This window comes from Eubacterium sp. AF22-8LB (assembly GCF_003458715.1).
GTDB lineage: Bacteria > Bacillota_I > Bacilli_A > Erysipelotrichales > Erysipelotrichaceae > Holdemanella.
Window position 1 is genome coordinate 27,089 of sequence record NZ_QRVI01000013.1, and the last position, 25,793, is coordinate 52,881.

A 25,793-nucleotide genomic window follows, 5' to 3' on the forward strand; every position below is an offset into this window, starting at 1 on the left:
CTAAATGCTATAATAATAAGACAATTACAGAATAGGAGGTTATTATGCAGCAATTAGAAAATAACGCATACTTTTGGCAAAAGCTTGATACTTTGTTGTTATCTAGCAGTTGTACGATTGACCGACCAAAAGGAAGTGCTCACTATAAGTTTACAAACTTGATTTATCCTGTTGATTATGGTTTTCTTTCCGATACATTTGGATCTGATCAAAAACCAATTGATGTTTTCAAAGGTTCTATCGCAACAAATAATGTAGATGCGATCGCAATTACGGCGGATATTCTGAAAAAGGATTGTATTGTTAAATTACTTGTGGGATGTACAGAAGAAGAAACAATGCGCATTTTAGAATTCTTAGATCAAACAGAATTCCAAAAAGCAATTTTAGTGCGTAGAGGAAATGATACGCCAGCATGGTCAAATAACGATTAGACTTAATGACTGATTTTAAGGGTTAATCATTTGTTTATTATGACAATTCATAATATGTAACAGGTCGTATGGTTAATATTAGGCTCAATCTAAGGGAGGTTGAGTCTTTTATAATGTGTTAAAAAGTATTGATTGAAAGCTACAAGTTTTAGAATATGTCTTTTTCTTATGCGTTTTAATGGTAAAACAAAGAAAGTTGATTTAGAATAAAGACAGATAGGAGGTCTTTATTATGGAATTAAAAGGATCTAAAACAGAAAAGAATTTAATGGCTGCTTTTGCAGGAGAATCGCAAGCATGTGTTAAGTATCAATATTATGCTTCACAGGCAAAGAAAGATGGATATGTAAAGATTCAAAATATTTTTACAGAAACATCAAATAATGAAAAAGAACATGCAAAATTATGGTTCAAGGCTTTGCATGGAGGTAAGGTTCCAACAACTACAGAAAACTTAAAGGATGCTGCAGCTGGTGAAAACTATGAATGGACAGACATGTATGCAACAATGGCTAAAGAAGCTCGTGAAGAAGGATTTGATGATATTGCTGCCTTGTTTGAAGGTGTCGGTGCAATCGAAAAACATCACGAAGCTCGTTATAAAGCAATGTTGAAAGATGTAGAAGATGATGCAATGTTTAAAAAGGCGTCTTCAACTGTATGGATTTGTTTAAATTGTGGACACATTCATTATGGTGAAACTGCTCCAAAAGTATGCCCAGTATGTAATCACCCACAGGCATATTTCCAAGAATTAAAAGATCATTACGAATAATAATATCTCAGACAGCTTAGGCTGTCTTTTCTTATCCTAGAAAATTGTGTTAAAATAGTTACATGGAAATAATAGAGGCAATTGAAAAGTTAAAAGATAATCGTGCGCTTATTTGTTTAGAAAATCGAGCACTGATTAAAATGGAAAATGAAAAGATATATATTTGGCATCATCAATGGCATTCGAAGCTTTCAAGTAATGATTTCATATCTTTATTTCAAAAGAATTCATTTGAAGTATACGAAAATGATCATGGCATTGATATAGAAAAAGATGAAGAGTATTATGCATGGCGCAATCGCTATCTTTAGAAAGGATATATTTTATGATAGGAATAGTTTATAGTTCAAAAACAGGAAATACACAGTCTTTGGCAAATAGCTTGAATTTTATGGAATCAAAGTATTGTGTATCTGTTGAAGATGCAAAGAATTTAGAACCTGTTGATTTATTATGTATTGGATTTTGGTGTGATAAGGGAGATTGTGATGATCAAATGAAACAATATCTTTCTATACTACGTAATCAAAATGTTTTCTTATTTGGAACGGCTGGCTTTGGTAAATCTAAAGAATATTTTGAGATGATTTTAAAAAATGTTCAAAATCATTTAGATGCATCCAACTGCGTTAAAGGAACATGGATGTGCCAAGGTAAGATGCCTTTGGCAATTCGCGCAAAGTTTGAATCGAATCCTGAAATGTTGAAGAATTTTGATGAGGCTTTAAAACATCCAAATGATAAAGATGTGGATAGTTTAATGAAATCTGTAAATGAAGCGTTGTGAGAGCATATCACTACGCTTTTCTTGTTGCTAGGAGTATGATGTAGCCAGAAAGAAGGAATGTGTTATGTTGAGTAAGAAAGTAACGGACTTGTTGAATAATCAAGTTAATAAAGAATTATATTCTGCTTATTTGTATTTGGATTTTGAAAATTATTATCATGATAAAAGTTTAGAGGGTTTCGCAAATTGGTATCATGTACAAGTACAAGAAGAGATTGCACATGCTCAATTGATGATGCAATATCTTCAAGACAATGATTATAGTGTTGTTTTGGAAGCTATTAATAAGCCAAATATTCCTTTAAATGAACTAAGTGATCCGTTAAAGGCAGGCTTAAAACATGAACAATACGTAACTGAATTGATTCATACTTGTTACGCAGCAGCTTATGAAGAAAAAGATTTTAGAACTATGCAGTTCTTGGATTGGTTTGTCAAAGAACAAGGAGAAGAAGAAAAGAATGCTTCGGATTTAATTTCTCGATTTGAATTGTTTGGACATGATGCCAAGGGGTTGTATGATTTAGATACAGAGTACAAAACTCGTACTTATATTGCACCAAGCATTTTACAGACAAAAAACTAAGGCGATGATTTTTGATTCATCGCTTTTTTCGTGCTTATTTCATTGTGATATATAACTTATATAATATTGACTTTACAACTGTCTTGTCATATGTAAAGTCTAGGTGTATAATTCAAATCGGTAAAATTTTTAAGGGAGGAAAATTCCATGTCTTTAAAGGAAGATGTATTGAAATTAAAAAAGGAAAAAAATGCGATTATCTTAGCGCATTATTATGTAGATGGAGCAGTACAAGATGTAGCTGATTTTGTCGGAGACTCTTATGCCTTGGCAAAAAAAGCTAAGAATACAGATGCAGATATTATTGTGTTTGCGGGTGTTAAATTTATGGGCGAAAGTGCAAAAATGTTAAATCCAGAAAAGAAAGTTTTGATGCCGGATTTAAATGCCGATTGTCCAATGGCACATATGGCAAGTAAAGCAGTTATCAAGAAGATGAAAGAGGAACACGAAGATTTAGCAGTTGTTTGTTATATTAACTCAACTGCCGAATTAAAAACAATGGCCGATGTTTGTGTTACTAGTTCAAATGCAGTACGTATTGTACGTGAACTTCCAAATAAGAATATTTTCTTTATTCCAGATGGAAACTTAGGTGCATATGTAAAAAAACAAGTACCTGAAAAGAATATTATCTTAAATGATGGATATTGTATTACGCATAAGCGTGTAACATTAAAGGATGTTGAAAAAGCACGTGCTGAACATCCAAATGTTCCAATTATCGTACATCCTGAATGTGTGAATGAAGTAGTTGAAGCTACAGATTTTGCAGGAAGTACTTCAGAATTGATTCAATACACAGTGGATAATCCAAGTAAAGAATTTGTGATTGGTACAGAATTAGGTGTTCTTCATGAAATGCAGTTAAAATCACCAGATAAAACTTTCTATCCATTAACAGATAAATTAATTTGTATGAATATGAAAAAGGTGTCTTTAGAAAAGGTTTATGATTGTTTGTTGAATGAAACAAATAAAGTGTTTGTAGATGAAGAAGTGAAGGCTATGGCCGAAAAATCATTAGATAGAATGTTGGAGTTGGCAAAATAATATGGAAAAGTTAGAGGCAGATATAGTTATTGTTGGAACTGGTGCAAGTGGATTGTTTGCAGCTTTACATGTTCCAAGTGATAAAAAGGTCATTATGTTGACAAAATCAGATGCAGAGAATAGTGATTCTTTTTTAGCACAAGGTGGTATTTGTGTATTACGAGATAAAAATGATTTTGATTCATTTATGGAAGATACAATGAAGGCAGGGCATTACGAAAATCGTAAAGAATCTGTTGAAATCATGATCAATTCAAGTCGTGACATCATCAATGAGTTGATTGGATATGGTGTAGATTTTGCTACAAAAGATGGTAAATTAGATTACACGCGTGAAGGCGCACACTCTAAGCCACGTATTTTATTCCATGAAGATATTACAGGAAAAGAGATTACTTCAAATTTATTAGAGGAAGTTCGCAAGTTGGAAAATGTAACAATTATGGAATATGTAACGATGACAGATATTATTGAAGAGAATAATACTTGCTATGGTGTCTTGGCAAAAGATGCGAATAATAATGAAATGTGCATTGCAGCAGGCTATACAATTTTTGCGTGCGGAGGAATCGGAGGATTATATAATCATTCGACAAACTACCCGCATTTAACAGGTGATGCGATTGCGATAGCCATTCAGCATGGAATTCAGCTTGAAAATGTAGACTATGTACAGATTCATCCAACGACTTTATATACAAAGAAAAAAGGAAGAGCATTCCTTATTAGTGAATCGGTTCGTGGTGAAGGGGCAAAGCTTTATGGAAAAGATGGAAAGCGATTTGCGAACGAAGTGTTGCCACGTGATATCATGACACAAAAGATTCAAGAACAAATGAAGAAGGATAATATGCCTTATGTTTGGATGGATATGACAGTTTTAGGTGAAGAAGTGATCAAGAGCCATTTCCCTCACATTTATGAAAAGTGTTTAGAAGAAGGATATGATTGCACAAAAGAATGGATTCCAGTCACACCAGCTCAGCATTATTTTATGGGTGGAATTCATGTAGATAAAGATTCTCGTACTTCTATGTCACATTTATATGCGGTAGGAGAAACAAGCTGTAATGGAGTTCATGGAAGAAACCGTTTGGCTAGTAATTCCTTATTGGAATCTTTAGTTTGGGGAAAAAGAGCTGTTGTTGATTTATTGAAAAAGGAACCGGCTTATACAAATGATTTTGAGCATTTGGCAAAAGTGACGAAGTCACATCAGTTATCAAATCAAGAAAAGATGTATCATGATTTGGTACTAGAAGAAATAGAAAGAGAGAGACAAGCTCGTGGATAAGAATACAATGCGTTTAAATGTAGATCATTTATTGATCCAAGCTTTGCAGGAAGATATTACTAGTGAAGATGTTTCAACAAATGCAGTTATGCCTTCCTATCAATATGGGCAGGTACAATTGATCTGTAAAGAAGATGGAATCATTGCGGGTCTAGAGGTATTTGAAAGAGTCTTTTATTTGTTAGATGAAAAAATGGAAGTAAAATTCTATGTAAAAGATGGAGATGCTGTTAAGAATGGACAACTGTTAGCAGAAGTGTTTGGTGATATTCGTGTTCTTTTATCGGGTGAAAGAACAGCATTAAACTATCTTCAAAGAATGAGTGGGATTGCCACATATACAAATCGTGTCGCATCTTATTTGAAGGGATCAAAGACAAAATTATTGGATACAAGAAAAACAACACCAAATATGCGTGTGTTTGAAAAATATGCAGTGCGTGTTGGTGGTGGAAACAATCACCGATACAACTTATCGGATGGGGTTATGTTTAAGGATAATCACATTGCGGCTGCAGGTTCCATCACAAATGCGGTAAAAATGGCAAAGGACTATGCTTCTTTTGTTCGTAAAATTGAAGTGGAAGTCGAAACTTTAGAACAAGTTAAGGAAGCTGTAGATGCAGGTGCTGATATTATTATGCTAGATAATATGAACGTTGAGGACATGAAAAAAGCGATTGAAATCATTGATGGAAGAGCCGAAACTGAATGTTCTGGAAATGTCACAAAGGAAAATATTGAAAAATTAACAGCTCTTGGTGTTGATTATATTTCGAGCGGAGCTTTAACACATTCTGCGCCTATTTTAGATTTGTCTTTAAAAAATTTGCAGGTGAAATAAATGGAAAAGGAAGCTAGACTTCAAGCCATTTATGACACTATCTCTAAGAGTGAAGGCCCAGTTTCAGGAACTGCGCTTTCAAAAAAGTTTAATGTCTCAAGACAAGTCATTGTGCAAGATATAGCCTTGTTGAAGGCAAGAAATGTGCGTATTTATGCGACACACAAAGGATATGTATGTTCACCAGAAAGAGTTCGAAGAGTATTTTCATGTTATCATTTGAATGATCGTATGGAAGAAGAAATGAATGCGATCGTAGATTGTGGTGGCTGTATTGAAGATGTATTTGTCAAACATAATGTGTATGGCAAGTTAGAGGCAAAGATGAATATCAGTTCTAGAAAACAAGTTAAAGAATTCATTGATTCTATTTCACAGAACCAGGCTAAGCCTTTAACAGATCTAACAAGTGGATATCATTGTCATACGGTAAGTGCACAATCAAAAGAAGATTTAGATTCTATTGAGGAATCATTAAGAAAACTTCATATTTTACAAGAGGCCTAACGGCCTCTTTTGTGTTAGAATAGATTTAAGAAAGTAGTGATTTTTATGGAACAACCACCAAAATTTATACCTGATAAAGAGATGGGCAAAATAGGGGGATCCTTATGGCTATATATTGTTATGCAGCTAACTCTATCCTTTATGTTGAGCTTTATTGCGATGCCAATATTCATGTCTGCTATGTATTTTGATTACTCCATTATAACTGCATTTGTTACAATGCTTGTTTCATTTGTTACAGGAATCATTATGATTTATTTTTTGAGCAATACTTTTAAAAGGAATATAAAGGACTTAAAGTTTTCGTTTAAGCCTAAAGAAACAATTGACACCATCGCCATGATGTATTTTTTAAATTGTGCGATTGGCATTCTTGGTGCTTTATTATCAAAATTTGGATTTCCAGATACAAGTCCCGATTTTTCGTTAAATGGAGGCTTTCTTTATAATCTGTTTACTTTTATTAACGTAGTTCTGTTGGCTCCTATATTTGAAGAGTTGATTTTTAGAGGTATGATTTTGCAAGTATTATCCAAATACAATAGGATATTCGCAATTCTTGTTACTTCTTTATTATTTGGCTTGTTACATTTGAATATGACGCAGGCTGTACCGGCATTTTTTATGAGTCTTGTGCTTTGTTATATGTGCTTAAAAACAGACAGTATATTGGTCACAATATTGGCACATGCGGGAAATAATTTTTTAGCTTTAATGTCTGTTTATTCAGATACCATGGTTTTGATTCCAATCGTGATTATGGTTTTAGCTATTTATGGTCTTGCTACAATAATCCTAAAATCAAAGGAAGTTGATGTATTTGTAAAAGAAGAAAAGACAGGTATAAATTGGTATGTAAAATTCTTTAAAAAGATTCCGAACGCTTTATATCTAGGCTTTACAACAATTTGGATCTTGGGATCACTTATTATCAATATGTTTTAAAAAAAAGGTATTTCCAAAAATGAGGAAATGCCTTTTCTGTTACTGATTTTCTTGTTCCTTTTTTAGTTCATCAAACTTTTGTTTCATTGTAGGATTATTCCGTGTTAAACGCTTGATGGTTAAATCTTCCGCTTTATTGTTAGCTAACTGTAATTGTCTTTCACTTGATAGTAAAGCTTCTTTTGTCTTTTGAAGATGTGAAATTGTTTTATCAATTTCTCCAATAGCGTCGTTGAATCTTCTAGAAGCTAATTCATAATTTCTTGAGAACTTTTGTTTAAAATCATTCATATTTTCTTCAAAATGTGTAATATCAATATTTTGATTGCGCACTAACTGCAATTCATTCTTGTATTGTAAAGAATTCAATGCAGCATTTCTTAAAATGGTGATCATTGGAATAAAGAATTGAGGACGAATCACATACATCTTTGGATAACGATGCGACTTATCAACAATCCCTGTATTATATAATTCATTCTCTGGTTCTAGCATTGATACAAGCACGGCATATTCACAATTCTTTTCGTTACGGTCTTTATCTAATTCCTTTAAGAAATCTTCATTTTTATGTTTCGTTGCTGTTTTATCATTTTCGTTTTTCATTTCAAACATGATGGAAATGATTTCAATTCCATTCTCATCTAATTCACGATAAATATAATCGCCCTTTGATCCAGTACGCGCATCATTATCTTTTTCAAAGTATGCATTTTGAAAGCCTGTTGCACGAAGTTTATTGAATTCAATTTCACAATGTTGTTCTAAAGATTCACCAATCATCTTGGTAGATTGTTTCAACTTAAAATCTTTATAGTAGGCAATCTGTTCATCTTTGGTTTGTAGTAATGTATCATATTTTTCCTGCAGGCTTTTTTCTTGAAGCTGGTATTTCATTTTATCCTGCTCAATTTGATTCTGTAGGTCTTGCTTAATACTCTTTACATTCAATTCGTTTTCAACCTTTGCCTTATCCATATCTTGTTTTAAAGACTGGATTTCAAGGTTCTTTTCATTTAGTTTTGATTGGTATGTATTTTCTAGATTTGCCTTTAATACTTTTTCGTTGTTTGAAATGTTGTTCTTTAAGGCTAGAATTTCATTGTCCTTTGCCTGCAGCTGCAATTTGTATTCTTGTTCAGTCTTAGATTCGTTGATTTTATTTTGTGAAAGGATTTGATCAAGCTTGGCATTTAATTTAGAAATCTCTAAATCTTTTTGGTTTAACTGTTCCTGGAATTCCTTTTGCGTTTCCGACTTTGTGAGCTGCGTACTTGCCTCTAGCTTTTCTTTTAATGAAATGACCTCTTGTTCTTTATCACTTTGTTTCTGATTGAAATCCGATTGCAGCTGTTTGATTTCAAGTTCTTTTTTGTTTAATTGCTCTTGATAAGCTTTTTCAGTTTCACTCTTGATAATTTGTTCAGTTGACTTTAATTGTTCTTTTAAAGAAATGATTTCTTGTTCTTTATCATTTTGTTTTTTACTAAAGTTCGATTGAAGTTCTTTGATCTCTAAGATTTTTTGATTTAATTTAGATTCAAATTCTTTTTCAAGTTTAGATTGAATGATTTGGTTCGAGTTTTTTTGTCTTTCATTTAATTCTTTTTCAAATTCTTCATTACGAACTTGTTGTAAGATTTCATGATATTGACTTTCATCCACTTGGAATACAGTTCCACAATTAGGACATTTTATTTGACTCATAAGGTACCTCCATTTTATAAGATTATAATCATTAAACTGACAATATTGATGTCTAAAACTATATTAATTATAATATTTAAAAAAAATCAAAAAAAGACTTGCATAATATAAAATCACATGGTATATTAAATGGGCATTCAGCAAATGGGCCTGTAGCTCAGGTGGTTAGAGCGCACCCCTGATAAGGGTGAGGTCGTTGGTTCAAGTCCATTCAGGCCCACCATTTGCTGAAGATATGGGGTGTTAGCTCAGCTGGGAGAGCACCTGCCTTGCACGCAGGGGGTCATCGGTTCGATCCCGATACGCTCCACCAATTTAAAAAGTAAGTCATCTTCGGATGACTTTTTTTCTATATAAAGAGGACAATTATGTATATACAATATTATGATTCACCATTAGGTAAAATCTTATTGGCTGCCGATGAAATCGGATTGATTGGCGTTTGGTTTGAAAATCAAAAATATTATGCGAATGGCTTAAAAGAACCAATAGAAAAAGAAACAGCTGTATTAAAAGAAACAAAAGAATGGTTGAATCTATATTTTAGTGGTAAAGAACCAAAGGTTTTACCTAAGATGCATTTGATTGGAACTGAATTTCAAAAGAAAGTATGGAAACTACTTCTTAAAATACCCTATGGTAAAACTATGACATATAAAGACATCGCAAGAATGATTTCACCAAATATGTCAGCACAAGCAGTGGGAAGTGCTGTAGGACATAATAAAATCTCGATTTTGATTCCTTGTCATAGAGTAATTGGATCCAATAATAGTTTAACTGGATATGCAGATGGAATCGAAAGAAAAGAAAATTTATTGAAATTAGAAAAAAAGATTGAGAATTAGTTTTGTTTTATATATGAAAATATATACATGTGTTGTGGTATGATAAATACTACTTGTGTAGTATCTTTCCTGTTGAATCAAAAAATGAACCCCTAGAGATTGCAGTCCCTAGGGGTTCTTACTTATCTTTCAATGCCAAAAACATTATAACAGAAAATTTAAGTCAATATAGTAAAAGGTTAATTTTTGTTGTAATTTGATAGGCATTATTTTACTATGTATGAACATATAGATTTGGTGAAAATATGGAGTTTGAAAATGGGAAAGAATGAATTAGAAATTTATTTTTATTTAAAAGATCATACAGATTTAAATCATCCTATAAAAGTGGGTGATTTAAAAAAGAAGTTAGGGGATAGTTCAGATCGTCATACTTTTAAAAAGAAACTTCATAGTGTCATTCTGTTGTGCGGTAAAGATAAAATAAGCTACACAGGAGAATTAGATGGACGTTTAGGTAAGATTTGGTATAACCAGCCACTAAATGTGGAACGAATGAATAGATTATTACAAGCAATCGATTGTTCACCCTTATATGAGAATTCAGAAGAAAAAGAAAAAATAAAAGAAGTTTTAAAATGTCATTTGCAATCAGAAAAATACAAAGAACAAAAGTTAGATTCCGATGTTCAAATAGTTAACACTATAGAACGTAGAAGAGGTTATTATTTACAATATCACCATAACGAATGGGACCTTGTCCATAGTATACAAGAAGCTATAGATGATGAATATGCTATTAAATGTGATTTGATGCACAGAACGTCAGACGGAAAATATACTACGTATAGAAAGAATACTGTAATTAGCCCATATCGTTTGATTATGTATGATAATCACTATTATATGATTGGATTATGGGATCGTAATACGGGAGAAAATGAAAAAAATACGATTCGTGTATTTGATTTAAGAAAAATATCTTGTTTGTCCTTAGCGACTACAAAATCAGGAACGGCGCGTTATAGAAGAAGTAAAAAGTGTTCGATTATTATGGAAAAAGAATTATCTCAAATGAAAGATGAAACATTATTTAGAAATCAGATTTGTTTTGATAATTTAGATAAGATGGAAAAACTATGTAAAGTGCCAGAGTTTCGCTTTAAAGCAAAAAATATGGATGATGCAATCTATGATACGTTTGGAACGAAATGCTGTAAATATGAAGATGAGATATATACCGTGAAATGTTCAGAACAATTTTTTATAAAATGGGTAATGGGATATGTAGATTCTGTTGAATTATTGGATGAAGATGAAATAAGTCATTATGTAAAAGAAACCATACAAAGAAGATTAAAAGAGGCTATAAAAAAATGGAGTGATTAGAACTCCATTTTTTTATGCCTAATGTTAAATGGTAAAAAAATTAACCTAAAACAATAATTTGTTAGTTATTTTGAAGCAAATTTTTTTGCTCAGGAGGTTAATTTTTTATGGCACAAATTCAATTATTTGATTCCAAAATTCAAAAATTAGTTACGATCGATTCTACCGCGTATATAAAAGCGCGTGATGAGTATTGTAAAAGAAAGAATATTAACAAGTCAGGTTTCGCATCTGACTTTTCTTTTACTTTCAACTATAAAAATATACAAGATCGTAAACTTCAAAATTTAGCTACATATTGCACAGATCATTATTATCCTGGAGAATTACCAAAAAAACCTGAATCTATTTTAAAACCAATGCGACAACTTGGAAAAATGCTTAAAAATGATGAATATGCATTTTTAATTCCTGTAAATAATACAATTGAATCTAAAATAGAATTGCTAGAAACATTGATTGGTGATTTACTACAAGAAGATTTGGATGAAAATCAAATTAAAAGATTGAAGGTATCAATTAACTCTTTAAAGTAGTAAAAAATAACGCCATTCATAAGACTTTTGAATCCTTATAATAAGCATTGTTAGAAAGTTAATGGTGTTTATGGTTAGAAAGCTTTATGATCAAGATAGAAAAACTATTTTAGTCATCAATTGCAATCAATATTTAAAAGATCGAGATGAGTATATAGAAAAAAATAAAATTACGCATAATGGATTTCAAATGCGAGTAAGAGATAAATTAGGATTGAATTCAAGTTCTATTCGAAGAATTCAGGATATAGGTACATATTGTAAAACGGGTACATATCCAGGAAAGGAACCAAAAAAAGATGCAACGCTTATTGAAATCATGAAATGTTTAGGTTTTTTTTTAAAGGATGATGAATATGCATATTTAGACGAATATTCAAAGAAAATTGAAAACATGACTATAGATCAAAAATTAAATTTAATTGAGCAACTTATAGAAGAAATAATGCTTTTAGAAAATCGTGAAATCTATATAAAAAAGATTCAGTCAAAATTAAAATGGTAAAATTTTTTGCCATTTTTTTGATATATATTCTTTTACAATGAATGTATCAAGAAAGTAGGAATATTATGGTAAAAAAATTATTAAAAGGTATTTTGATTACGGGTGTAATGGTTATGGGAATTAGTGGATGTTCTTCAAATGTACAAGATGATAGTAAACAAAAAATTGTATCCATACAAAAAATGGATAAATCTTTTAAAAGTGAAAAAAGAGAAGAGAAGCTTGATACGTTAAAGAAAGTTTTGAAATCGCAATCTAAATATTTAAAAGAAGAGAATCAAGATAACAATGTTTTGGACCAGTATAAAAAAACAGTGACAAAAATGAGAAAGTATTTTATTTCAGATTATGAAAAAAATATAAAAGAAAATACATTGGAAAATGTAGAATCTATTCAGGATAAGCAACAAATTAATGAGAAAAAGGATAATTTAAATGCCTTAAAAACACTGGTGAGTGAGGAATATAAATTTACGTTAGATTCAAAAAAGCAATATGATTCTTATATGAAATCTATTACAGAAATAGCGACTCAATATGATGATAGAATTGCAGCTCTAGAAAAAGAGGAAGAAATGCAAAAGCAAGCTGAAATTGAGAAACAAAAAGAAGCACAAAGGACATATTCTAATGAATTTTTTACAATTACTGTACCTGAAGAATGGGGTTCTAATTGGTCAATACAAGAAGATACATCTCGTACAAATGTAATTGATGGGATTACAAGAGTGCGTGTTTTCATGTGTTCACATCATCCGTCTGATGGTTCAGAAGGTGGCGGAGCTGACATCTACGTTATAAATATGTCTGATTATGGAATTGATGAAGCTCACAGTAGTTCTTCTTTTTATCGCAGTTTAATTCCAGTAGCTGAAGATGAGCAAAAGTATTTATATTCACCTGATGGAGAAACATCTCAGGGTTGGGTTGTTTTTGTTCAAAATGTTGCTGCATCCTTTATTGATGATGGAGCACGACATACAGTTCCACTCGCAACAATCACATTGAACTAGAGAGAGGTTTATATGGTAAAGATAAAAGAAAAATTGAATAATTCAATTTGCTTTGTTAAAGAAAATCCCATAGAAGGTCTTGCTAAATATCTTCCTATATTTACTTGCGTATTAAGCATATTATTAACACTTATTAGTTTATTTATGTTTACAACAAGTGGTGGATTTTCTCATCAGTCTATTCAATTCAATCAAAATTTTAGCCATGAAGGTGCTAATCTACCTGCTACAAAATTTGTGACAACTTTGGTAGATTTATTGTATTTAGCAAATATTATTGTTATATTGACACATTACTATCAAACACAGACTAAGAGTAAACGAATAGTTGTGGTTGGATTATTTGTGGTTGGAGTGATCGCAAAAATTTTATTCTATTTATGTTTATTTGAAGGAAAACCAAACTATGTAGTTTGGGCTGTCTTGGCCATCTTATTCTTTATAGGAATATTTACCTATGAAACTAATGAAATGACAAAACACATGATGATTTCTTATATTGTCGTGAAGATTGTCTTGCCTGTTATTCTTTTTGTAGTTGAAAACATTGGAGCAGTTGTAGGAAATATTTTGTATGTTGCAATTTTTGGAGTCGTTTTATGGATTCTGATACATATATTCCTTGGTGCTGATTTTAGCTCATCCAATAGTACACCGTCTTCGACGACGTTAGATAAGGTACATGTAAGTAATGAATCAAATAAAGAACAGAAAAAAGACGATAAAAATGAAGTTAGAATAATTGAAATAGATCCAACATTAAAAGTTATTATTGTAAAAAATTTCCTTGGATTTTACTTTGTTCGAACTAAAAACTTCATGGGAATTCAAAGAGAATTGTGTCCTTTAAAAGATATGGAACAGGGAAAAGTGAAGTTAATTTGGCAAGATACAAAAAAAGAGATTCCATTATCGAGAATCCCTTATGAAGAAAATGCAAAGTAGTTTATTTAAATGACGATAGACGTTCCTTTGTTTTATTATCAATGTAATTTAGAATTTCTTTATTAACAATATCAAGAAGCTTTTGCTCCTGAATTTTACGAAATGTGATTTGTGAAAAATACGAAAATGTGTTTTCTCCAAGAAACGTTAATAATTCAACAAAGGCTTCTTTTTCAGAATTACTTTTTGGGATAGGATGGTTCCAATAATTATTGATTTTTTCATGACAATTTAAAAAATTTTCAAATTCATTAGGATGAATGGAATTTTGAATTAATGAACAAATATCATCTTGATTGGAATATTTGAAATTATTTTGTAGGTAATTTATAAATCCTTCTGCATCAAATTGAGTTTGTACCGAACAAGTATAGGCAATGTAGTAGTTTTCCATTCTCTTTAATATTTTTTGAGATAAATAGTTTTCAATACCCGTTTCTACAATGCGCAATAAATGAATGTTGTTGATACGATTTGTAATATCCTGAAAGGACTCATTTTCAAACATAGTATTGATAAATGAGGCTTGTTCTGGATGATAGTGTAACGATTGTACACTGGTATAATTCAAGTTTGTATATTGATGTGCAGTTTCAACATCCATGTTGGCATTTTTAGAAATTCCAAGTAAATAATTTACATCACACTCTAATAATTCAGCCAATAAAATGAGTTCATATCCTTTAGGAATTGTATTTCCACGAATATAGGATCGAATAGTAGCTCTATTTATATACTTCTCTTCGTTTATATTATACTCCATATATTTTTCGGATAGTTTAGCTGCTAATTCTTCTTGTGTAAATTCCTTTTTTTTCATTTGTCCTTGTAATCGATTTCCAAATTCATTCAAAAAGCTATAATATTCTTTCATATCTATCTCCTTAATATTTTTAAAAATGATATATAATGATTGTTTTATATAACATAAATCTAATCTATAATTTGGATACAGTCAAGGAGGAAAATAAAATGCTTTCAAAACAACAAATCCAATATTATGAAAAGCAATACCTTACGTGTTTTTCAGATAGAGAAAAGGCAACCATCATTTTTAATGATCCACAAGCCAGTCTGGATGACATTCTATTGGAATTAATTAAAATAGAATGTCTAACGTCAGATTCGAATTTAAAAAAAGAAATTGAAGAAAGAATAGCATATGAAATATTTAAATATCAAGATTTCGTTAGTAATAATCAACAAAACTATTTGTATTGCCTTATGGATGAAGACGAATTCATTTATGGAGTGTATGAAAGTTTTTATTTAGCATATGATAATCTTAAACAAAAAGTACATGAAGATTTAAATGATGATTTTTTTCTAAAAAGTGGGTATAAATCTGAATATCAAATTCAAAAATATAAACTAACGAAAACAAGGCAAAATTCAACCTTTGAATGTTTAAAAGAAATAAAGAAATCAGAAACTCAATTTCAATCAGCATTCATAGGTAATATCCAATATAAGGAAAATTTAAATATTCAATCTGTTTTTTATAATAATGCAGAACCAGGATATTTAGATAATTCGAATCGGTTTGAAAATCAGTTTATAGGAATCTATATCCCTTTTCAAAAAGGAGATATTGTTAAATGTTTAACGAATCAACTAAAAGAAGAAGTATATTATGTAGTTGAGAAAGGTGCAAAAGAATTTAAAGATGTTCATTCAATGTTGAAAGGCAGCGAGGATTACAGTGATTGTGCTTTATGTGTCTATGAATTATCAGAAAATGGTTCTTGGAATCATCATCATTTGAATCCTTTGTATTTAAAAAAAATATGTATTCAAGATCAAACTCTTTCAAGTGTGTACCAAGTAATGAGTGATTATTGTAAAGGAGATAAAACAGAAGATGATGTTTTAAAAGCAACGATTGATTATGAAAAGCATAAGATTGAACAAAAAATAATCAATCAAAAATATTTTATTTTTTAATATCAGTAAAATTTTTTTCTAAGAATCAACATTGGAATTCGTTATACTAGCTTTACTTAAACAGGAGGACATAATATATGAGTAATTTCACTTGGAGTATGTTTGATGTGTTTCATGAAAAAGTAAATGTAAAAGAATCATTGTGGGAAAAACATGAGCCTGTACTCTTTTGTAACTTCAAACCAGAGGGCTTGCGACTCAATACAGTTGTACAGGTAAATGAAAAAATTCAAGTTTTTGATGTTTCAAATAATCCGGATTCCTGCTTATACCGATTGCATTATTATCAAGAATTTCCAGCAAATGAACAAGTTCTAGATCGTTTGATTCAAAAATTAGAAAAGAAAAATACTATACGGTTGAAAGGAAATGACAAATTTGAAACACGCATTTATGAACCATTGAAGCCAAATGAACGATTTAAAGCGCACCAAGTCATTTATACAGATATGGATTATTATGTAAGTCAAAAAGGACAACAAATCTTCGATGCGAAAGTACTGGATTGGATTCATACAATACTTCCAGAAAGTCCGACAAAAAAGGATTTACTCTATATTCATGCAACGACGGGTAAAAATATTGGGCTTTATGTAAAGGATGTTGATGCAGATGATATATTGCTTTGTATATATGGTAGTGCCATTATGCGCAATGGTAAATGTATTCATGGAAATGGTTTGTTTAAGGAGAATTCAAATTTATTAAATAATTATGAGGAAATGTTTGATTATGTTGTTTATAAAAAATTTGATGAAAACAGAAGTACAAATATTTCTGATTTAATTGAAAATGAGGAGAAAGAACAATGAAACTAACAAAAAAATTATTTGAAGATGTAGTGGCGTATATTTTTGCAGAACCTGGAGCAATGGGAGCAGCAGGAAGTATAGAATGTTTAAAAAGTAATGGTGAAAGTTTTATCTACTTTTATATAGATGAAGAAACCAATTGGCAGAAAACAAAAGAATGTTTTGATGGAATCAATGGTTGTAAGTTTAATGGGCCTCATCCTAAAACGTTCTATAAAGAGAGTCTTCTATCTCTAGGTGGAAATGATGAGATTGTGACAAAAATCAAACCTGGATGGAAAGAGATTGCGTTTGATGCAGGAAATCATTTTGTTTGTAAAAAAGAATATTCACGAGGATTTATAGAATTTTTTAGTGGTATGAAGCCATATGAAATTATTGTAGATGGTATGAATAAGATAAAAAAAGAACACTTCTATGAAAAGCTAGATGATATAGCCAATGCCTTTTACAGACAAGAAGAGGCAGACCAAGAACTTACCTTAAAATTAGAAGAATTAAATAAAAATCCAGAGTATGTAAAAAGAATCAAAGAGTGTACGCGAGAACAAGGTGTTGATGCCATGCTATTAGTATTAAAAGAGTTTGGTGTAGAAATTACATTTATGGAATTAAAACAATATGGATTCCGTAAAGCAGGTCTCATGTGAGCCAATACATCAGAGGTCATAGGAAAAGTCAAAAATATAAATATATGTTGATAAATGAAATAAGGAGCAAATAGATGGCTTGTTATGCGATAAGTGATATTCATGGAAGATATGATTTGTTAAAAGATGCTGTGGACACATTTATAGATTTAAGCAAAGATCAATTGATTTTAGTAGGAGATTATATTGACGGAGATGAACATGCTGATTCTTATAAAACATTAAAATACATTTATTCACTAAATCAAAAATACAATGTGATTGTATTAAAGGGAAATCATGAAGAATGGTTATTAAATTGGTTGTTTGATTATACTTCCTTAAATGTGAAGTGTTATCCAGATATTTATACGATTCAAGATTTTTTGGGGGAAGAGCAATTCAGTCGGATTTTTGCACGGGCAAATAAGATGGAAGATAGTTTAACGGATATGTTATATCTATTATGTAAAGAGGCTATTTTAGAAAAAGATATAGAACTTTTATATTGGTTAAAAGAATTACCTATGTATTATGAAACAGAACATGAAATTTTTGTTCATGCAGGAATTGATGGTAAGTATTGGAAAGAAACCAATGATATCAATGATTATTTAATGGCACGCCCAAATTTTTTTGATTTTAAAAAAGTTATTATTTCAGGGCACACACCAACATTTCAAATTGTTCATAATTCACATTTTCATGGCATTTATAAAGAAAAAAATCATATATTTATTGATCCTTGTGTAAAAAAATATAAACATTTAAATGTCTTAAAAATAGAAAATCAAAATTATTATGAAGTAAGAAAAGGAAAGGTAAGGGTATTAAAATGATACCATTTAAAATAATTCGTAAATTCATTAGTCGAATCGATCCTATTGCAATACATCCAGAAAAAGAAAAGGTTAATATTTATAGATTTAGAATGGAGATACCAGATACATGGGATGAATATTATGTTTCTAGTGTACATGTTCGAGAAGATAATAAATATAGATGGGAAGGGCGTGCACTTAATTATTTGGAGATTTATTTGAAGAAAGAAAATGATATTCAAACTTCTTTACCATTCACAGTCAAAGATTTAAAACCTTATATTTCTACAATCGATCGTATAAGTGTGTGTGATTCTCAAACTTTATGCTATGAAAATTATGGTTCTATAGAATATGTTGGAGAAGAATATGGCAATATGTATGTTTATGGATTTGGGCCTCGCTTAATTGATTGGTGGGATAAAAAACACAATTGTTTAGAAATTATTTCTATGCTTGAAATTATGGTTTCCAAAGAACCTAGAGAGGATATGAAAGTTGAATAGAGTATTTATAACTGGTGACATACATGGGCTTATAGATATTCATAAATTGCCCATGTATTTTGGACATAAAAAGAATTTGAATAAACAAGATTATTTGATTATTTGTGGGGATGCAGGAATTGTTTGGGATTGTCAAAATCAAGATGCACAAGTTCAAAGCATTCTACAAGATTTGCCTGTAACAACATTATTTGTAGATGGAAATCACGAAAATTTTGCAGCCCTTAATGAGTATACTGTTGAAAAATGGCATGGGGGAAAAGTTCATTTTATTTGCGATGATATCATTCACTTAATGCGAGGACAAGTATATACCATAGGAACTCAGACATTTTTTACCTTTGGAGGTGCACATTCAGTTGACTGGTATCAAAGAACTGAAGGAATATCTTGGTGGAAAGAAGAAATTCCTAACCATCTAGAAATGCAAGAGGGACAAGATAATTTAATGAAAATGAATCATAAAGTGGATTATATTATTACTCATACAGCTCCTTATGAAGTATTGGCTGAAATGGGAATGGATATTAGCGATGAAGAGGAAGTGTTTTCTCTTTATCTAGATCATATTCGCAAGATAGTTGACTTTAAAGATTGGTATTTTGGCCATTTACATTTTGATGAAGAATTAAACAACTTTCATTGTATCTTTGAAAATGTTGTTGAATTAAAGGAAATTTAGATTATGACAGTGTATGTAATGGGTGATATGCATGGTGATTTTGATCCGATTTTTACAGTACTTTCGTATATGGATTTTAAAAAGGAGGATATTCTCTGTTTACTAGGTGATAGTGGATTCAATTATGATGTAAAGCTAAGTGAAAAGGGATATATAGATACTAGAAAGAGTCTTCATATAAAACACAGTTTGAATGATGGCTTATATCGGTGTTTAGGTTTTTTACCTACATTACTCATTGTTCATGGAAATCATGAAGCAAGAGCTAGCACGGTTGCAGAGTATGAAAAGAAAATATGGAATGAAGGTATTGTCTATGTTCAGATGGAATATTCTAATCTGTTGTTTGCTAAAGATGGGGAAATATACACCATAGATGATCATACATTTTTAGTTTGTGGAGGGGCTTATTCGGTCGATAAAGAACAACGAATTCGTTGGTTTCGTGATGAACAACCTGATTCGCAAATACAACAACAAGTACTAAAACATATCCATACTCATGTGGATTTTGTTTTCACACATACGGTACCTTTTAAATATATTCCTACAGAAAGATTGTTGAGTGAATTTGAACAAAAGAATGTTGACCAATCAACAGAAGTATTTTTAGATAAAGTAGAATCGAATCTAGATTATACACATTGGTATGCAGGACATTTCCATTGTGATAAAAAAGTTAATGATAAATTTGACATTCTATATCATTCGATTGAAAGAGTAGGTGATTAAAATGCGTTCACGATTACAGAATAGAGAATATGCAAAAGAAAATTTAGAATATGTCAATACATATTATTCGGATGAAGTTTTACATTCAAGAAAAATGACAAGAGTATATGATTCACATGCAGAATTCAATAATGTGAAATTAAATCCAAAGCTTAGTATACGATTGGTTGCCAAAGATACAGTTTCTGCTTTATTTGAAGATATAACAGAACAAGATGGACTTGTAGGGATTTTAAATTTTGCTAGTTATAAAAATCCTGGTGGAGGATATTTAAATGGTAGTTATGCACAAGAAGAAGCTTTATGTCATGTAAGTACACTTTATAGTGTCTTATGTACGCAAACTCGATTTTATAGTGTGAATCAGCACCACTTAAATTGTTCTTTGTATACGAATCGAGCTTTGTATAGTCCAGATATTGTCTTTTTTTCAGAAGATTATGACAAATATGCAGATGTCATTACGTGTGCAGCACCAAATCGGAAAGCAGCATTAAAAAAAGGCGTAAGCGAAGAAAAAAATGAGACGGCTTTAAAATCTAGAATAGAATTTATTTATAATATTGCCAATGAAAACCAAATCGATACTTTGATTTTGGGTGCCTATGGATGTGGAGTGTTTGGACAAAATCCTAAAAAGGTAGCGGATTTGTTTTTAGAATATGCAAAAGGCAAAAGATGCCATTGAATATTGCTTGAAATTATCCGATGCGGAATTAGAAAAAGTAACAATTGTTAAGCATGAGGCGAAGGATTTATTTCATATTGATGAAGAGGATATAGTTGCACGTGCAGATTTTAATGAGAAAAAAGAATTGTGTATTTATAGTAAAAAGTATGACAAGGATTGGCAAATAGTAGATGATTGGAAACGTTTTGAACAACATTATGTTTACATTCCCACTGAATTTCAACGTGGAGCTATTTTAAGAAATGTAAGAATAAATGAATATGCGGTTTTGGAAGAAGATAATGAGCAAATATGTGCATTTATAGAGCGTGCAAAGACAAAAGGGTGGGATCTTCATTTTAATGAGGTAATGCCAAAAGGGTACGTGTTGCGTGATGGGATTTGGTATTTATCTTTTATAAATGTAACAGAACAAGAAGTTGCCATCTTGCCAAAAGAGAATAGTTCTAAATCATATGCTTTAAAAGCAATGAGTGATTATGTATGGTATACAAGAAAGGTAAAAGAAGGAAAATTGACTTCTTACCCAGATCAAACAGTTGTAAAGGCAACTAAAGAGTATGCATATTCTCTTACAAAACAAACGGATAAGATTATAAGGGCAAAAACAATAGAGGATTTGATTGTGGATACAATATGAAGACTTTGTGGTTGACTTATTAAAAGGAAGTAATTTTAATAAGAATAATGTAGTAAATTCTCTATCAAAAAAGGAAGAACAAAATGAAAGAGTTCGGTATTATAAACCAATAGTATTGTTTGGTGGAAATGCATATAAAATTATTGAACTCACTAAAAATATTCCATATAAAGATGCCGTTTATAATCTGATGGAGTATTTTAAAATTGATGAAGATTTGGCTGAAAGAATCTTGGAGTTGACTGTAAAAGATTTAAGATGCTTAAATAAGGCTAAAGAGATGTTATGAGCAGGAGGTGTATATTCATGATTTATGTAATGAGTGATTTACATGGTTGTTTTGAAGAATACAAAAGGATGTTAGAAAAGATTGATTTTAAAGAATCGGATACACTTTATATTCTGGGCGATATTGTTGATCGTGGAAGTCAATCTATACAAATTCTTCAGGATATGATGGTAAGAAGCAATGTATTTCCCATTCTAGGAAATCATGAATATATGTTAAATGAATGTCTTGATTTTATGTTAAGCGAGATTAATGAAGAAAATATTTCTACAATTAATGATTCTAATATTATTCAAAAGTTAACTTCTTGGATTACAGAAAATGGAGGCGCCCCTACTTTTGAACAATTAAATCATTTGTCAAAAGAGGAGTTACTAGACTTACAAGATTATTTAATGGAGTTTGAGATATATAAAAGTCTAGAAGTAAATCAGAAACGCTTCGTTTTAGTGCATGCAAATATGAAACCTGAATATCTAAACGATATAGAAAAATATTTGATGAATATGTTATTTGAAAAAACAGATTATACCAACAATGCATTTAAAGATGTTTATTTAATAACAGGACATGTTCCAACTTCAGATGGAAAAATTCTAAAGAAAAATCATCATATTTGTATAGATGGTGGTTGTGTATTTGGCCAAAATCTTACATGTTTATGCTTAGATACAATGGAGGAGTTTTATGTCAAGAAGCTATAAGAAAACACCGGTGCTTAAAGATAGTAATACTTCAAAAAAAACAAGTAAAAGAATGGCAAATAAGATTGTAAGAAAAACAGATTTTGATGTATTAACAAGTAAGTCTAAACGGTTTAGAAAAGTTTTTGATACTTGGAATATTTATGATTATCGTATATATGACGTTGAAAAACGATGGACGAGGAAATAGAAATGATTTATTTTACGAGTAATATGCATTTAGGACATGAAGCCGTGATTCATATGTGCAATCGTCCTTTTAAAAATGTGGAAGAAATGAATCGAGCTTTGATTCGAAATATCAATAGCATGGTACATAAAAACGATACTGTGTATTTGTTAGGTGATGCTACACATCGTATTTCATTGGATGAAGCGAATGATTTGATTTCAAAACTGAATGGACATAAAATCCGGATTCGTGGCAATCATGATAAGAAATATGATAAAAGCTTATTTGAAGGCATCTATGATTTTTTGGCACTAAAAGGATATTGTTCAACAAGCATTTTTTTGATGCATTATGCAATGCCTGAATGGCCGAAATCAAGATATGGATCTATTCATCTACATGGACATCAGCATAATTGCTTTGAATATAACATGCAAATGAAAGAGCAGGAAATCAAAAGTATGATGTAGGAGTAGATGGTAACGCGTATTTTCCTGTGAATTTAAATCAAATATTAGAATTTATGGAAGTTGAAAAATGAATAATATCGCATATGAAGAAATATTAAAAGACTTAACGCCTTTTCAACAAGCTACAATTCTTTATAATGATGAACACATCAGTGAAGAAGATAAAATATGTATGCTTCATCAATTACAAAGAAAGGCAGATGAATCGTTAAAGAAACAAATTGAAGAACGTTTAAAGTTTATGCTTTTAAAACTAGAGAATTTTGAAAATAGTAAAGATGGCTTTGTTTTTGTAGTAAATGATAATCGGCATGAAATTCTTTCAATGTTTTTAAAATATACGGATGCGAATAATTTTGTTGATCAATACCGCTATGAAAGAGGGAAAATTTTGAGTATAGCAAAATATTGCATGAAAGATACATATTCGTATGTATTGGTCACCATCTATAACTACTGAACAAGAAGTGAAAGGAAATTGTGTTGTTGGTAAAGAAATTTTTGATCATGGAATAATGAATGATTGTTTTCGGGAAGGGGATTATTTCCAAAATAAAACAAGGTTTGAATATGGCTTTTTCCATATACCAAATCGATTTAATAGAGGCGACATTGTTCGATATACGTATGATGAAAATTATTATATGGTTTTGATGTCTTAAGAAGAATATCAAAATTTGTTTGGATATGAAATTCAAGCAAGTTATCTCAGAACTTGTTATTTGGATATAGATGGATTATGGAGAATCAAATACTTAAATCCTTTGTTTTTAAAATCTCAAAACTTTAAGAATATGGGGAAATCAGAGATGTATAAGGAATCCTATCGACTATTACGTGATTATTTGATCAGCGATGCATCTTGGCAACGTGAGGATACTATGAATGTATTGGAAAGTTCTAGAATGTATATGATGGAGAACGAAAAGTATTTGAAACAAAATCTTGAAAGGATTAAAAATAATAAATTAAAGGTTTTAAATGCTCACAGCATTGAAGATTTATTTAGATTGGATGAAAACTATGAAATGGAATGAATTGATTAAACTATTAAAGACGGCAAATAGTGCAGAAGAAATAGATGAATATAGAAATGAAATTGTTGAATTGATTCCTACACTCAAAATTATGGTTGATTTTGATCAGAAGAATCATGCGCATCAGTATGATTTATGGATGCATTCTTTACATGTTGTCGCAAATCTTCCTAGAAATTTAGGGGATGATATGCTTTATCTGGCTGCTTTATTTCATGATATTGGAAAACCGGATTGCCAATGTAAACCAACAAAACCAAATGATACAAGTATGCATTATTACGGACATCCTAAAAGAAGTATGGAAATCGTGAGAGATATTATCATTCCTAAATTAAGTTGTATAAATGCAACGGATGCAAAACGATTACTTTACTATGTCGAATATCATGATGATCGTGTAAGTAGAAAATTAAAGCATATCAATCGGCATATGAAACTGGCTTCATTTGAAGAATTTCAAAATTTGATGCTTTTACAAGTGGCAGATGCCAAAGCTCATATTCTACTACCGATTATTCAAGAAAGAATAGATATTTGTAGTGACTTGGCAGGGACAAAAGGTTCGGAGTTATATCAGATATATGTAAGGCAGAATAAAATGGAGAAAAAAAGTGAATAAAGTGATTCATTTAATGGAATATAAGAATTTACCTTCTGATTTTTGAAATCAAGTAATTTACTATGAATATTTTGTTTTTTTCTGTTTTTGTATATGCAGAACCATGCATCACTTTTTGAACTTTGGAAGGAAATTATATAAGCGTCGGTGAATTAAGAGATGGATGATTTGAAAGAGCCATACCTTTTTTCAAATCTATGGTAAATCAAGAAAAGATAGATCAGGGGATTTCTTTTATTTCAATTGGCATTTAATCCCCAAGGGATAGAAATGCTACAATGAGCCAGGTCTTCATTGTTTCATCCCAAAGGTAGTCTACAATGATTTTCGTTCTAGATATGAAAGAATAGAAAAATCAATGCATGAGAAAGAGTATATGGAAAAAGAAGTTCAGGACATATTGGATGAATATTTTGTAATGTCAGATGATGAAAAATTGTATTATGCAGAAAAACAGTAATTTGAAGAGAAAACTAACTCAATAATGAATCGATATATTGCCAAAAGCAATGATAAAATTCACCCGAATTGGAGAAAGAAAAAAGAATTTTAAGATTGAATATGTAAAATTGGCTCCTTGTTTGGGGCTTTTTTTCTTCCAATTACAGTATTTTCTGAAAATAAATGTAAGAAAATGCTTGCAAGAATGAAAATGTGGTGTTATTATAAACGCACAAAACACAGAGAAATGGAGTAGTAAAAGGAAAGTCTTTGTTAGAGAGTTGTCGGTTGGTGCAAGACTTGAAAGATCAAACTTTGAACTTACCATGGAGTGGTCAGGTTGATAAGACTTGAACGTAGGCTTAACGTTAATGAAGCAGGATGTATTAGCATCTGAAATGAGTGCATTCTTAAATGAATGAAGAAGAGTGGTACCGCGGAAGTATTGTAATTCTAACCTTTCGTCTCTTCTGTCTAAACAGGCAGCAAGAAA

The 25,793-nt window shown here is 30.8% G+C and carries 34 protein-coding genes, 2 tRNA genes and 1 other annotated feature; of the genes, 34 read left to right on the plus strand and 2 right to left on the minus strand.

Annotated features, from left to right (window positions below):
• The first annotated feature begins 44 nt into the window (after positions 1 to 44).
• The 10 genes from DWY01_RS06405 (at position 45) to DWY01_RS06450 (ending at position 7,225) form a co-directional block, all read left to right on the plus strand.
• Positions 45 to 434, plus strand: a complete 390-nt coding sequence (locus tag DWY01_RS06405) for an Inorganic pyrophosphatase (protein WP_117995160.1) — start codon at positions 45 to 47, stop codon at positions 432 to 434.
• 232 nt (positions 435 to 666) lie between these two features.
• Positions 667 to 1,209 (plus strand): rubrerythrin, encoded by a 543-nt coding sequence (gene rbr, locus DWY01_RS06410; protein ID WP_117995164.1) that lies wholly within the window; start codon positions 667 to 669, stop codon positions 1,207 to 1,209.
• Between the two features lie 62 nt (positions 1,210 to 1,271).
• On the plus strand, positions 1,272 to 1,520 hold the full coding sequence (locus DWY01_RS06415) for a hypothetical protein (protein WP_117995168.1): 249 nt from the start codon (positions 1,272 to 1,274) through the stop codon (positions 1,518 to 1,520).
• 14 nt (positions 1,521 to 1,534) lie between these two features.
• Positions 1,535 to 1,996 carry a flavodoxin family protein BilS gene (bilS, locus tag DWY01_RS06420; protein ID WP_117995172.1) on the plus strand — a complete coding sequence of 154 codons (462 nt, stop codon included), beginning with the start codon at positions 1,535 to 1,537 and terminating at the stop codon, positions 1,994 to 1,996.
• Positions 1,997 to 2,060: 64 nt separating this feature from the next.
• A complete protein-coding gene (locus tag DWY01_RS06425; RefSeq protein WP_117995177.1) occupies positions 2,061 to 2,582 on the plus strand; it encodes a ferritin in 522 nt (173 codons plus the stop codon).
• A 147-nt stretch (positions 2,583 to 2,729) separates the two neighbouring features.
• Positions 2,730 to 3,635 carry a quinolinate synthase NadA gene (gene nadA, locus DWY01_RS06430; protein WP_117995181.1) on the plus strand — a complete coding sequence of 302 codons (906 nt, stop codon included), beginning with the start codon at positions 2,730 to 2,732 and terminating at the stop codon, positions 3,633 to 3,635.
• Position 3,636: 1 nt separating this feature from the next.
• Complete coding sequence (locus DWY01_RS06435) at positions 3,637 to 4,929, plus strand: L-aspartate oxidase (protein ID WP_117995186.1); 1,293 nt, start codon at positions 3,637 to 3,639, stop codon at positions 4,927 to 4,929.
• A gap of 7 nt (positions 4,930 to 4,936) precedes the next feature.
• Complete coding sequence (gene nadC / locus DWY01_RS06440; RefSeq protein WP_371412821.1) at positions 4,937 to 5,773, plus strand: carboxylating nicotinate-nucleotide diphosphorylase; 837 nt, start codon at positions 4,937 to 4,939, stop codon at positions 5,771 to 5,773.
• Complete coding sequence (locus DWY01_RS06445) at positions 5,774 to 6,280, plus strand: transcription repressor NadR (RefSeq protein ID WP_117995194.1); 507 nt, start codon at positions 5,774 to 5,776, stop codon at positions 6,278 to 6,280.
• Between the two features lie 45 nt (positions 6,281 to 6,325).
• Positions 6,326 to 7,225, plus strand: coding sequence for a CPBP family intramembrane glutamic endopeptidase (locus DWY01_RS06450; RefSeq protein WP_117995199.1), 900 nt, complete (start codon positions 6,326 to 6,328; stop codon positions 7,223 to 7,225).
• 39 nt (positions 7,226 to 7,264) lie between these two features.
• On the opposite strand, the gene DWY01_RS06455 is transcribed toward DWY01_RS06450, so the two are convergent.
• Complete coding sequence (locus DWY01_RS06455) at positions 7,265 to 8,932, minus strand: DUF2130 domain-containing protein (protein WP_117995204.1); 1,668 nt, start codon at positions 8,930 to 8,932, stop codon at positions 7,265 to 7,267.
• 146 nt (positions 8,933 to 9,078) lie between these two features.
• On the opposite strand from DWY01_RS06455, the gene DWY01_RS06460 reads away from it, so the two are divergent.
• The 8 genes from DWY01_RS06460 to DWY01_RS06495 all read left to right on the plus strand — a co-directional run bounded on the left by DWY01_RS06460 (position 9,079) and on the right by DWY01_RS06495 (position 14,108).
• Positions 9,079 to 9,155: transfer RNA gene (locus tag DWY01_RS06460), tRNA-Ile, on the plus strand.
• 14 nt (positions 9,156 to 9,169) lie between these two features.
• Positions 9,170 to 9,245, plus strand: a tRNA-Ala gene (locus DWY01_RS06465).
• 52 nt (positions 9,246 to 9,297) lie between these two features.
• Entirely contained in the window at positions 9,298 to 9,780 is a 483-nt protein-coding gene (locus DWY01_RS06470; RefSeq protein ID WP_199519907.1) for a methylated-DNA--[protein]-cysteine S-methyltransferase, read from the plus strand.
• Positions 9,781 to 10,038: 258 nt separating this feature from the next.
• On the plus strand, positions 10,039 to 11,109 hold the full coding sequence (locus DWY01_RS06475; protein WP_158553663.1) for a WYL domain-containing protein: 1,071 nt from the start codon (positions 10,039 to 10,041) through the stop codon (positions 11,107 to 11,109).
• Positions 11,110 to 11,216: 107 nt separating this feature from the next.
• Complete coding sequence (locus tag DWY01_RS06480) at positions 11,217 to 11,645, plus strand: hypothetical protein (protein ID WP_117995216.1); 429 nt, start codon at positions 11,217 to 11,219, stop codon at positions 11,643 to 11,645.
• Between the two features lie 70 nt (positions 11,646 to 11,715).
• Entirely contained in the window at positions 11,716 to 12,150 is a 435-nt protein-coding gene (locus DWY01_RS06485) for a hypothetical protein (RefSeq protein ID WP_117995221.1), read from the plus strand.
• Between the two features lie 65 nt (positions 12,151 to 12,215).
• Positions 12,216 to 13,163: a hypothetical protein gene (locus DWY01_RS06490; protein ID WP_117995225.1), complete on the plus strand. Its 948-nt coding sequence runs from the start codon at positions 12,216 to 12,218 to the stop codon at positions 13,161 to 13,163.
• Between the two features lie 12 nt (positions 13,164 to 13,175).
• Positions 13,176 to 14,108, plus strand: coding sequence for a hypothetical protein (locus tag DWY01_RS06495; protein WP_117995229.1), 933 nt, complete (start codon positions 13,176 to 13,178; stop codon positions 14,106 to 14,108).
• A 1-nt stretch (position 14,109) separates the two neighbouring features.
• Here the strand turns inward: DWY01_RS06495 and DWY01_RS06500 are convergent, their stop codons facing one another.
• Positions 14,110 to 14,982 carry a hypothetical protein gene (locus DWY01_RS06500; protein WP_117995234.1) on the minus strand — a complete coding sequence of 291 codons (873 nt, stop codon included), beginning with the start codon at positions 14,980 to 14,982 and terminating at the stop codon, positions 14,110 to 14,112.
• A 98-nt stretch (positions 14,983 to 15,080) separates the two neighbouring features.
• Between DWY01_RS06500 and DWY01_RS06505 the strand changes: the two genes are divergently transcribed.
• The 16 genes from DWY01_RS06505 to DWY01_RS06585 all read left to right on the plus strand — a co-directional run bounded on the left by DWY01_RS06505 (position 15,081) and on the right by DWY01_RS06585 (position 24,859).
• Positions 15,081 to 16,052 carry a hypothetical protein gene (locus tag DWY01_RS06505; RefSeq protein WP_117995238.1) on the plus strand — a complete coding sequence of 324 codons (972 nt, stop codon included), beginning with the start codon at positions 15,081 to 15,083 and terminating at the stop codon, positions 16,050 to 16,052.
• A gap of 77 nt (positions 16,053 to 16,129) precedes the next feature.
• Positions 16,130 to 16,864 (plus strand): hypothetical protein, encoded by a 735-nt coding sequence (locus DWY01_RS06510; RefSeq protein ID WP_117995242.1) that lies wholly within the window; start codon positions 16,130 to 16,132, stop codon positions 16,862 to 16,864.
• Positions 16,861 to 17,514, plus strand: a complete 654-nt coding sequence (locus DWY01_RS06515) for a hypothetical protein (RefSeq protein ID WP_117995247.1) — start codon at positions 16,861 to 16,863, stop codon at positions 17,512 to 17,514. The genes DWY01_RS06510 and DWY01_RS06515 overlap by 4 nt, the downstream gene beginning before the upstream one ends.
• A 74-nt stretch (positions 17,515 to 17,588) precedes the next feature.
• Positions 17,589 to 18,332, plus strand: a complete 744-nt coding sequence (locus DWY01_RS06520; RefSeq protein ID WP_117995251.1) for a metallophosphoesterase — start codon at positions 17,589 to 17,591, stop codon at positions 18,330 to 18,332.
• Entirely contained in the window at positions 18,329 to 18,820 is a 492-nt protein-coding gene (locus DWY01_RS06525; protein ID WP_117995254.1) for a hypothetical protein, read from the plus strand. Before DWY01_RS06520 ends, DWY01_RS06525 begins: the two co-directional genes overlap by 4 nt.
• Positions 18,813 to 19,502, plus strand: a complete 690-nt coding sequence (locus tag DWY01_RS06530) for a metallophosphoesterase (protein WP_117995258.1) — start codon at positions 18,813 to 18,815, stop codon at positions 19,500 to 19,502. Before DWY01_RS06525 ends, DWY01_RS06530 begins: the two co-directional genes overlap by 8 nt.
• 3 nt (positions 19,503 to 19,505) lie before the next feature.
• Complete coding sequence (locus DWY01_RS06535; protein ID WP_117995261.1) at positions 19,506 to 20,234, plus strand: metallophosphoesterase; 729 nt, start codon at positions 19,506 to 19,508, stop codon at positions 20,232 to 20,234.
• A gap of 1 nt (position 20,235) precedes the next feature.
• Positions 20,236 to 20,922 carry a TIGR02452 family protein gene (locus tag DWY01_RS06540; protein WP_117995266.1) on the plus strand — a complete coding sequence of 229 codons (687 nt, stop codon included), beginning with the start codon at positions 20,236 to 20,238 and terminating at the stop codon, positions 20,920 to 20,922.
• The gene (locus DWY01_RS06545; RefSeq protein ID WP_117995271.1) at positions 20,897 to 21,565 is read left to right on the plus strand and encodes a hypothetical protein; all 669 of its coding nucleotides are present in this window, start codon (positions 20,897 to 20,899) and stop codon (positions 21,563 to 21,565) included. Before DWY01_RS06540 ends, DWY01_RS06545 begins: the two co-directional genes overlap by 26 nt.
• Positions 21,549 to 21,854 carry a hypothetical protein gene (locus DWY01_RS06550; RefSeq protein WP_117995275.1) on the plus strand — a complete coding sequence of 102 codons (306 nt, stop codon included), beginning with the start codon at positions 21,549 to 21,551 and terminating at the stop codon, positions 21,852 to 21,854. Before DWY01_RS06545 ends, DWY01_RS06550 begins: the two co-directional genes overlap by 17 nt.
• Positions 21,855 to 21,871: 17 nt before the next feature.
• Positions 21,872 to 22,558: a metallophosphoesterase gene (locus DWY01_RS06555; protein ID WP_158553664.1), complete on the plus strand. Its 687-nt coding sequence runs from the start codon at positions 21,872 to 21,874 to the stop codon at positions 22,556 to 22,558.
• Positions 22,542 to 22,748, plus strand: a complete 207-nt coding sequence (locus tag DWY01_RS06560; RefSeq protein WP_117995283.1) for a hypothetical protein — start codon at positions 22,542 to 22,544, stop codon at positions 22,746 to 22,748. Before DWY01_RS06555 ends, DWY01_RS06560 begins: the two co-directional genes overlap by 17 nt.
• Positions 22,749 to 22,750: 2 nt before the next feature.
• On the plus strand, positions 22,751 to 23,200 hold the full coding sequence (locus tag DWY01_RS06565; protein WP_243001979.1) for a metallophosphoesterase: 450 nt from the start codon (positions 22,751 to 22,753) through the stop codon (positions 23,198 to 23,200).
• 67 nt (positions 23,201 to 23,267) lie between these two features.
• Positions 23,268 to 23,660: a hypothetical protein gene (locus tag DWY01_RS06570; protein WP_117995288.1), complete on the plus strand. Its 393-nt coding sequence runs from the start codon at positions 23,268 to 23,270 to the stop codon at positions 23,658 to 23,660.
• 349 nt (positions 23,661 to 24,009) lie between these two features.
• The gene (locus DWY01_RS06580) at positions 24,010 to 24,237 is read left to right on the plus strand and encodes a hypothetical protein (RefSeq protein ID WP_199519904.1); all 228 of its coding nucleotides are present in this window, start codon (positions 24,010 to 24,012) and stop codon (positions 24,235 to 24,237) included.
• Complete coding sequence (locus DWY01_RS06585; RefSeq protein ID WP_158553665.1) at positions 24,224 to 24,859, plus strand: HD domain-containing protein; 636 nt, start codon at positions 24,224 to 24,226, stop codon at positions 24,857 to 24,859. Before DWY01_RS06580 ends, DWY01_RS06585 begins: the two co-directional genes overlap by 14 nt.
• 674 nt (positions 24,860 to 25,533) lie before the next feature.
• Positions 25,534 to 25,772: a binding site (T-box leader), on the plus strand.
• The last annotated feature ends 21 nt before the right edge of the window (positions 25,773 to 25,793 follow it).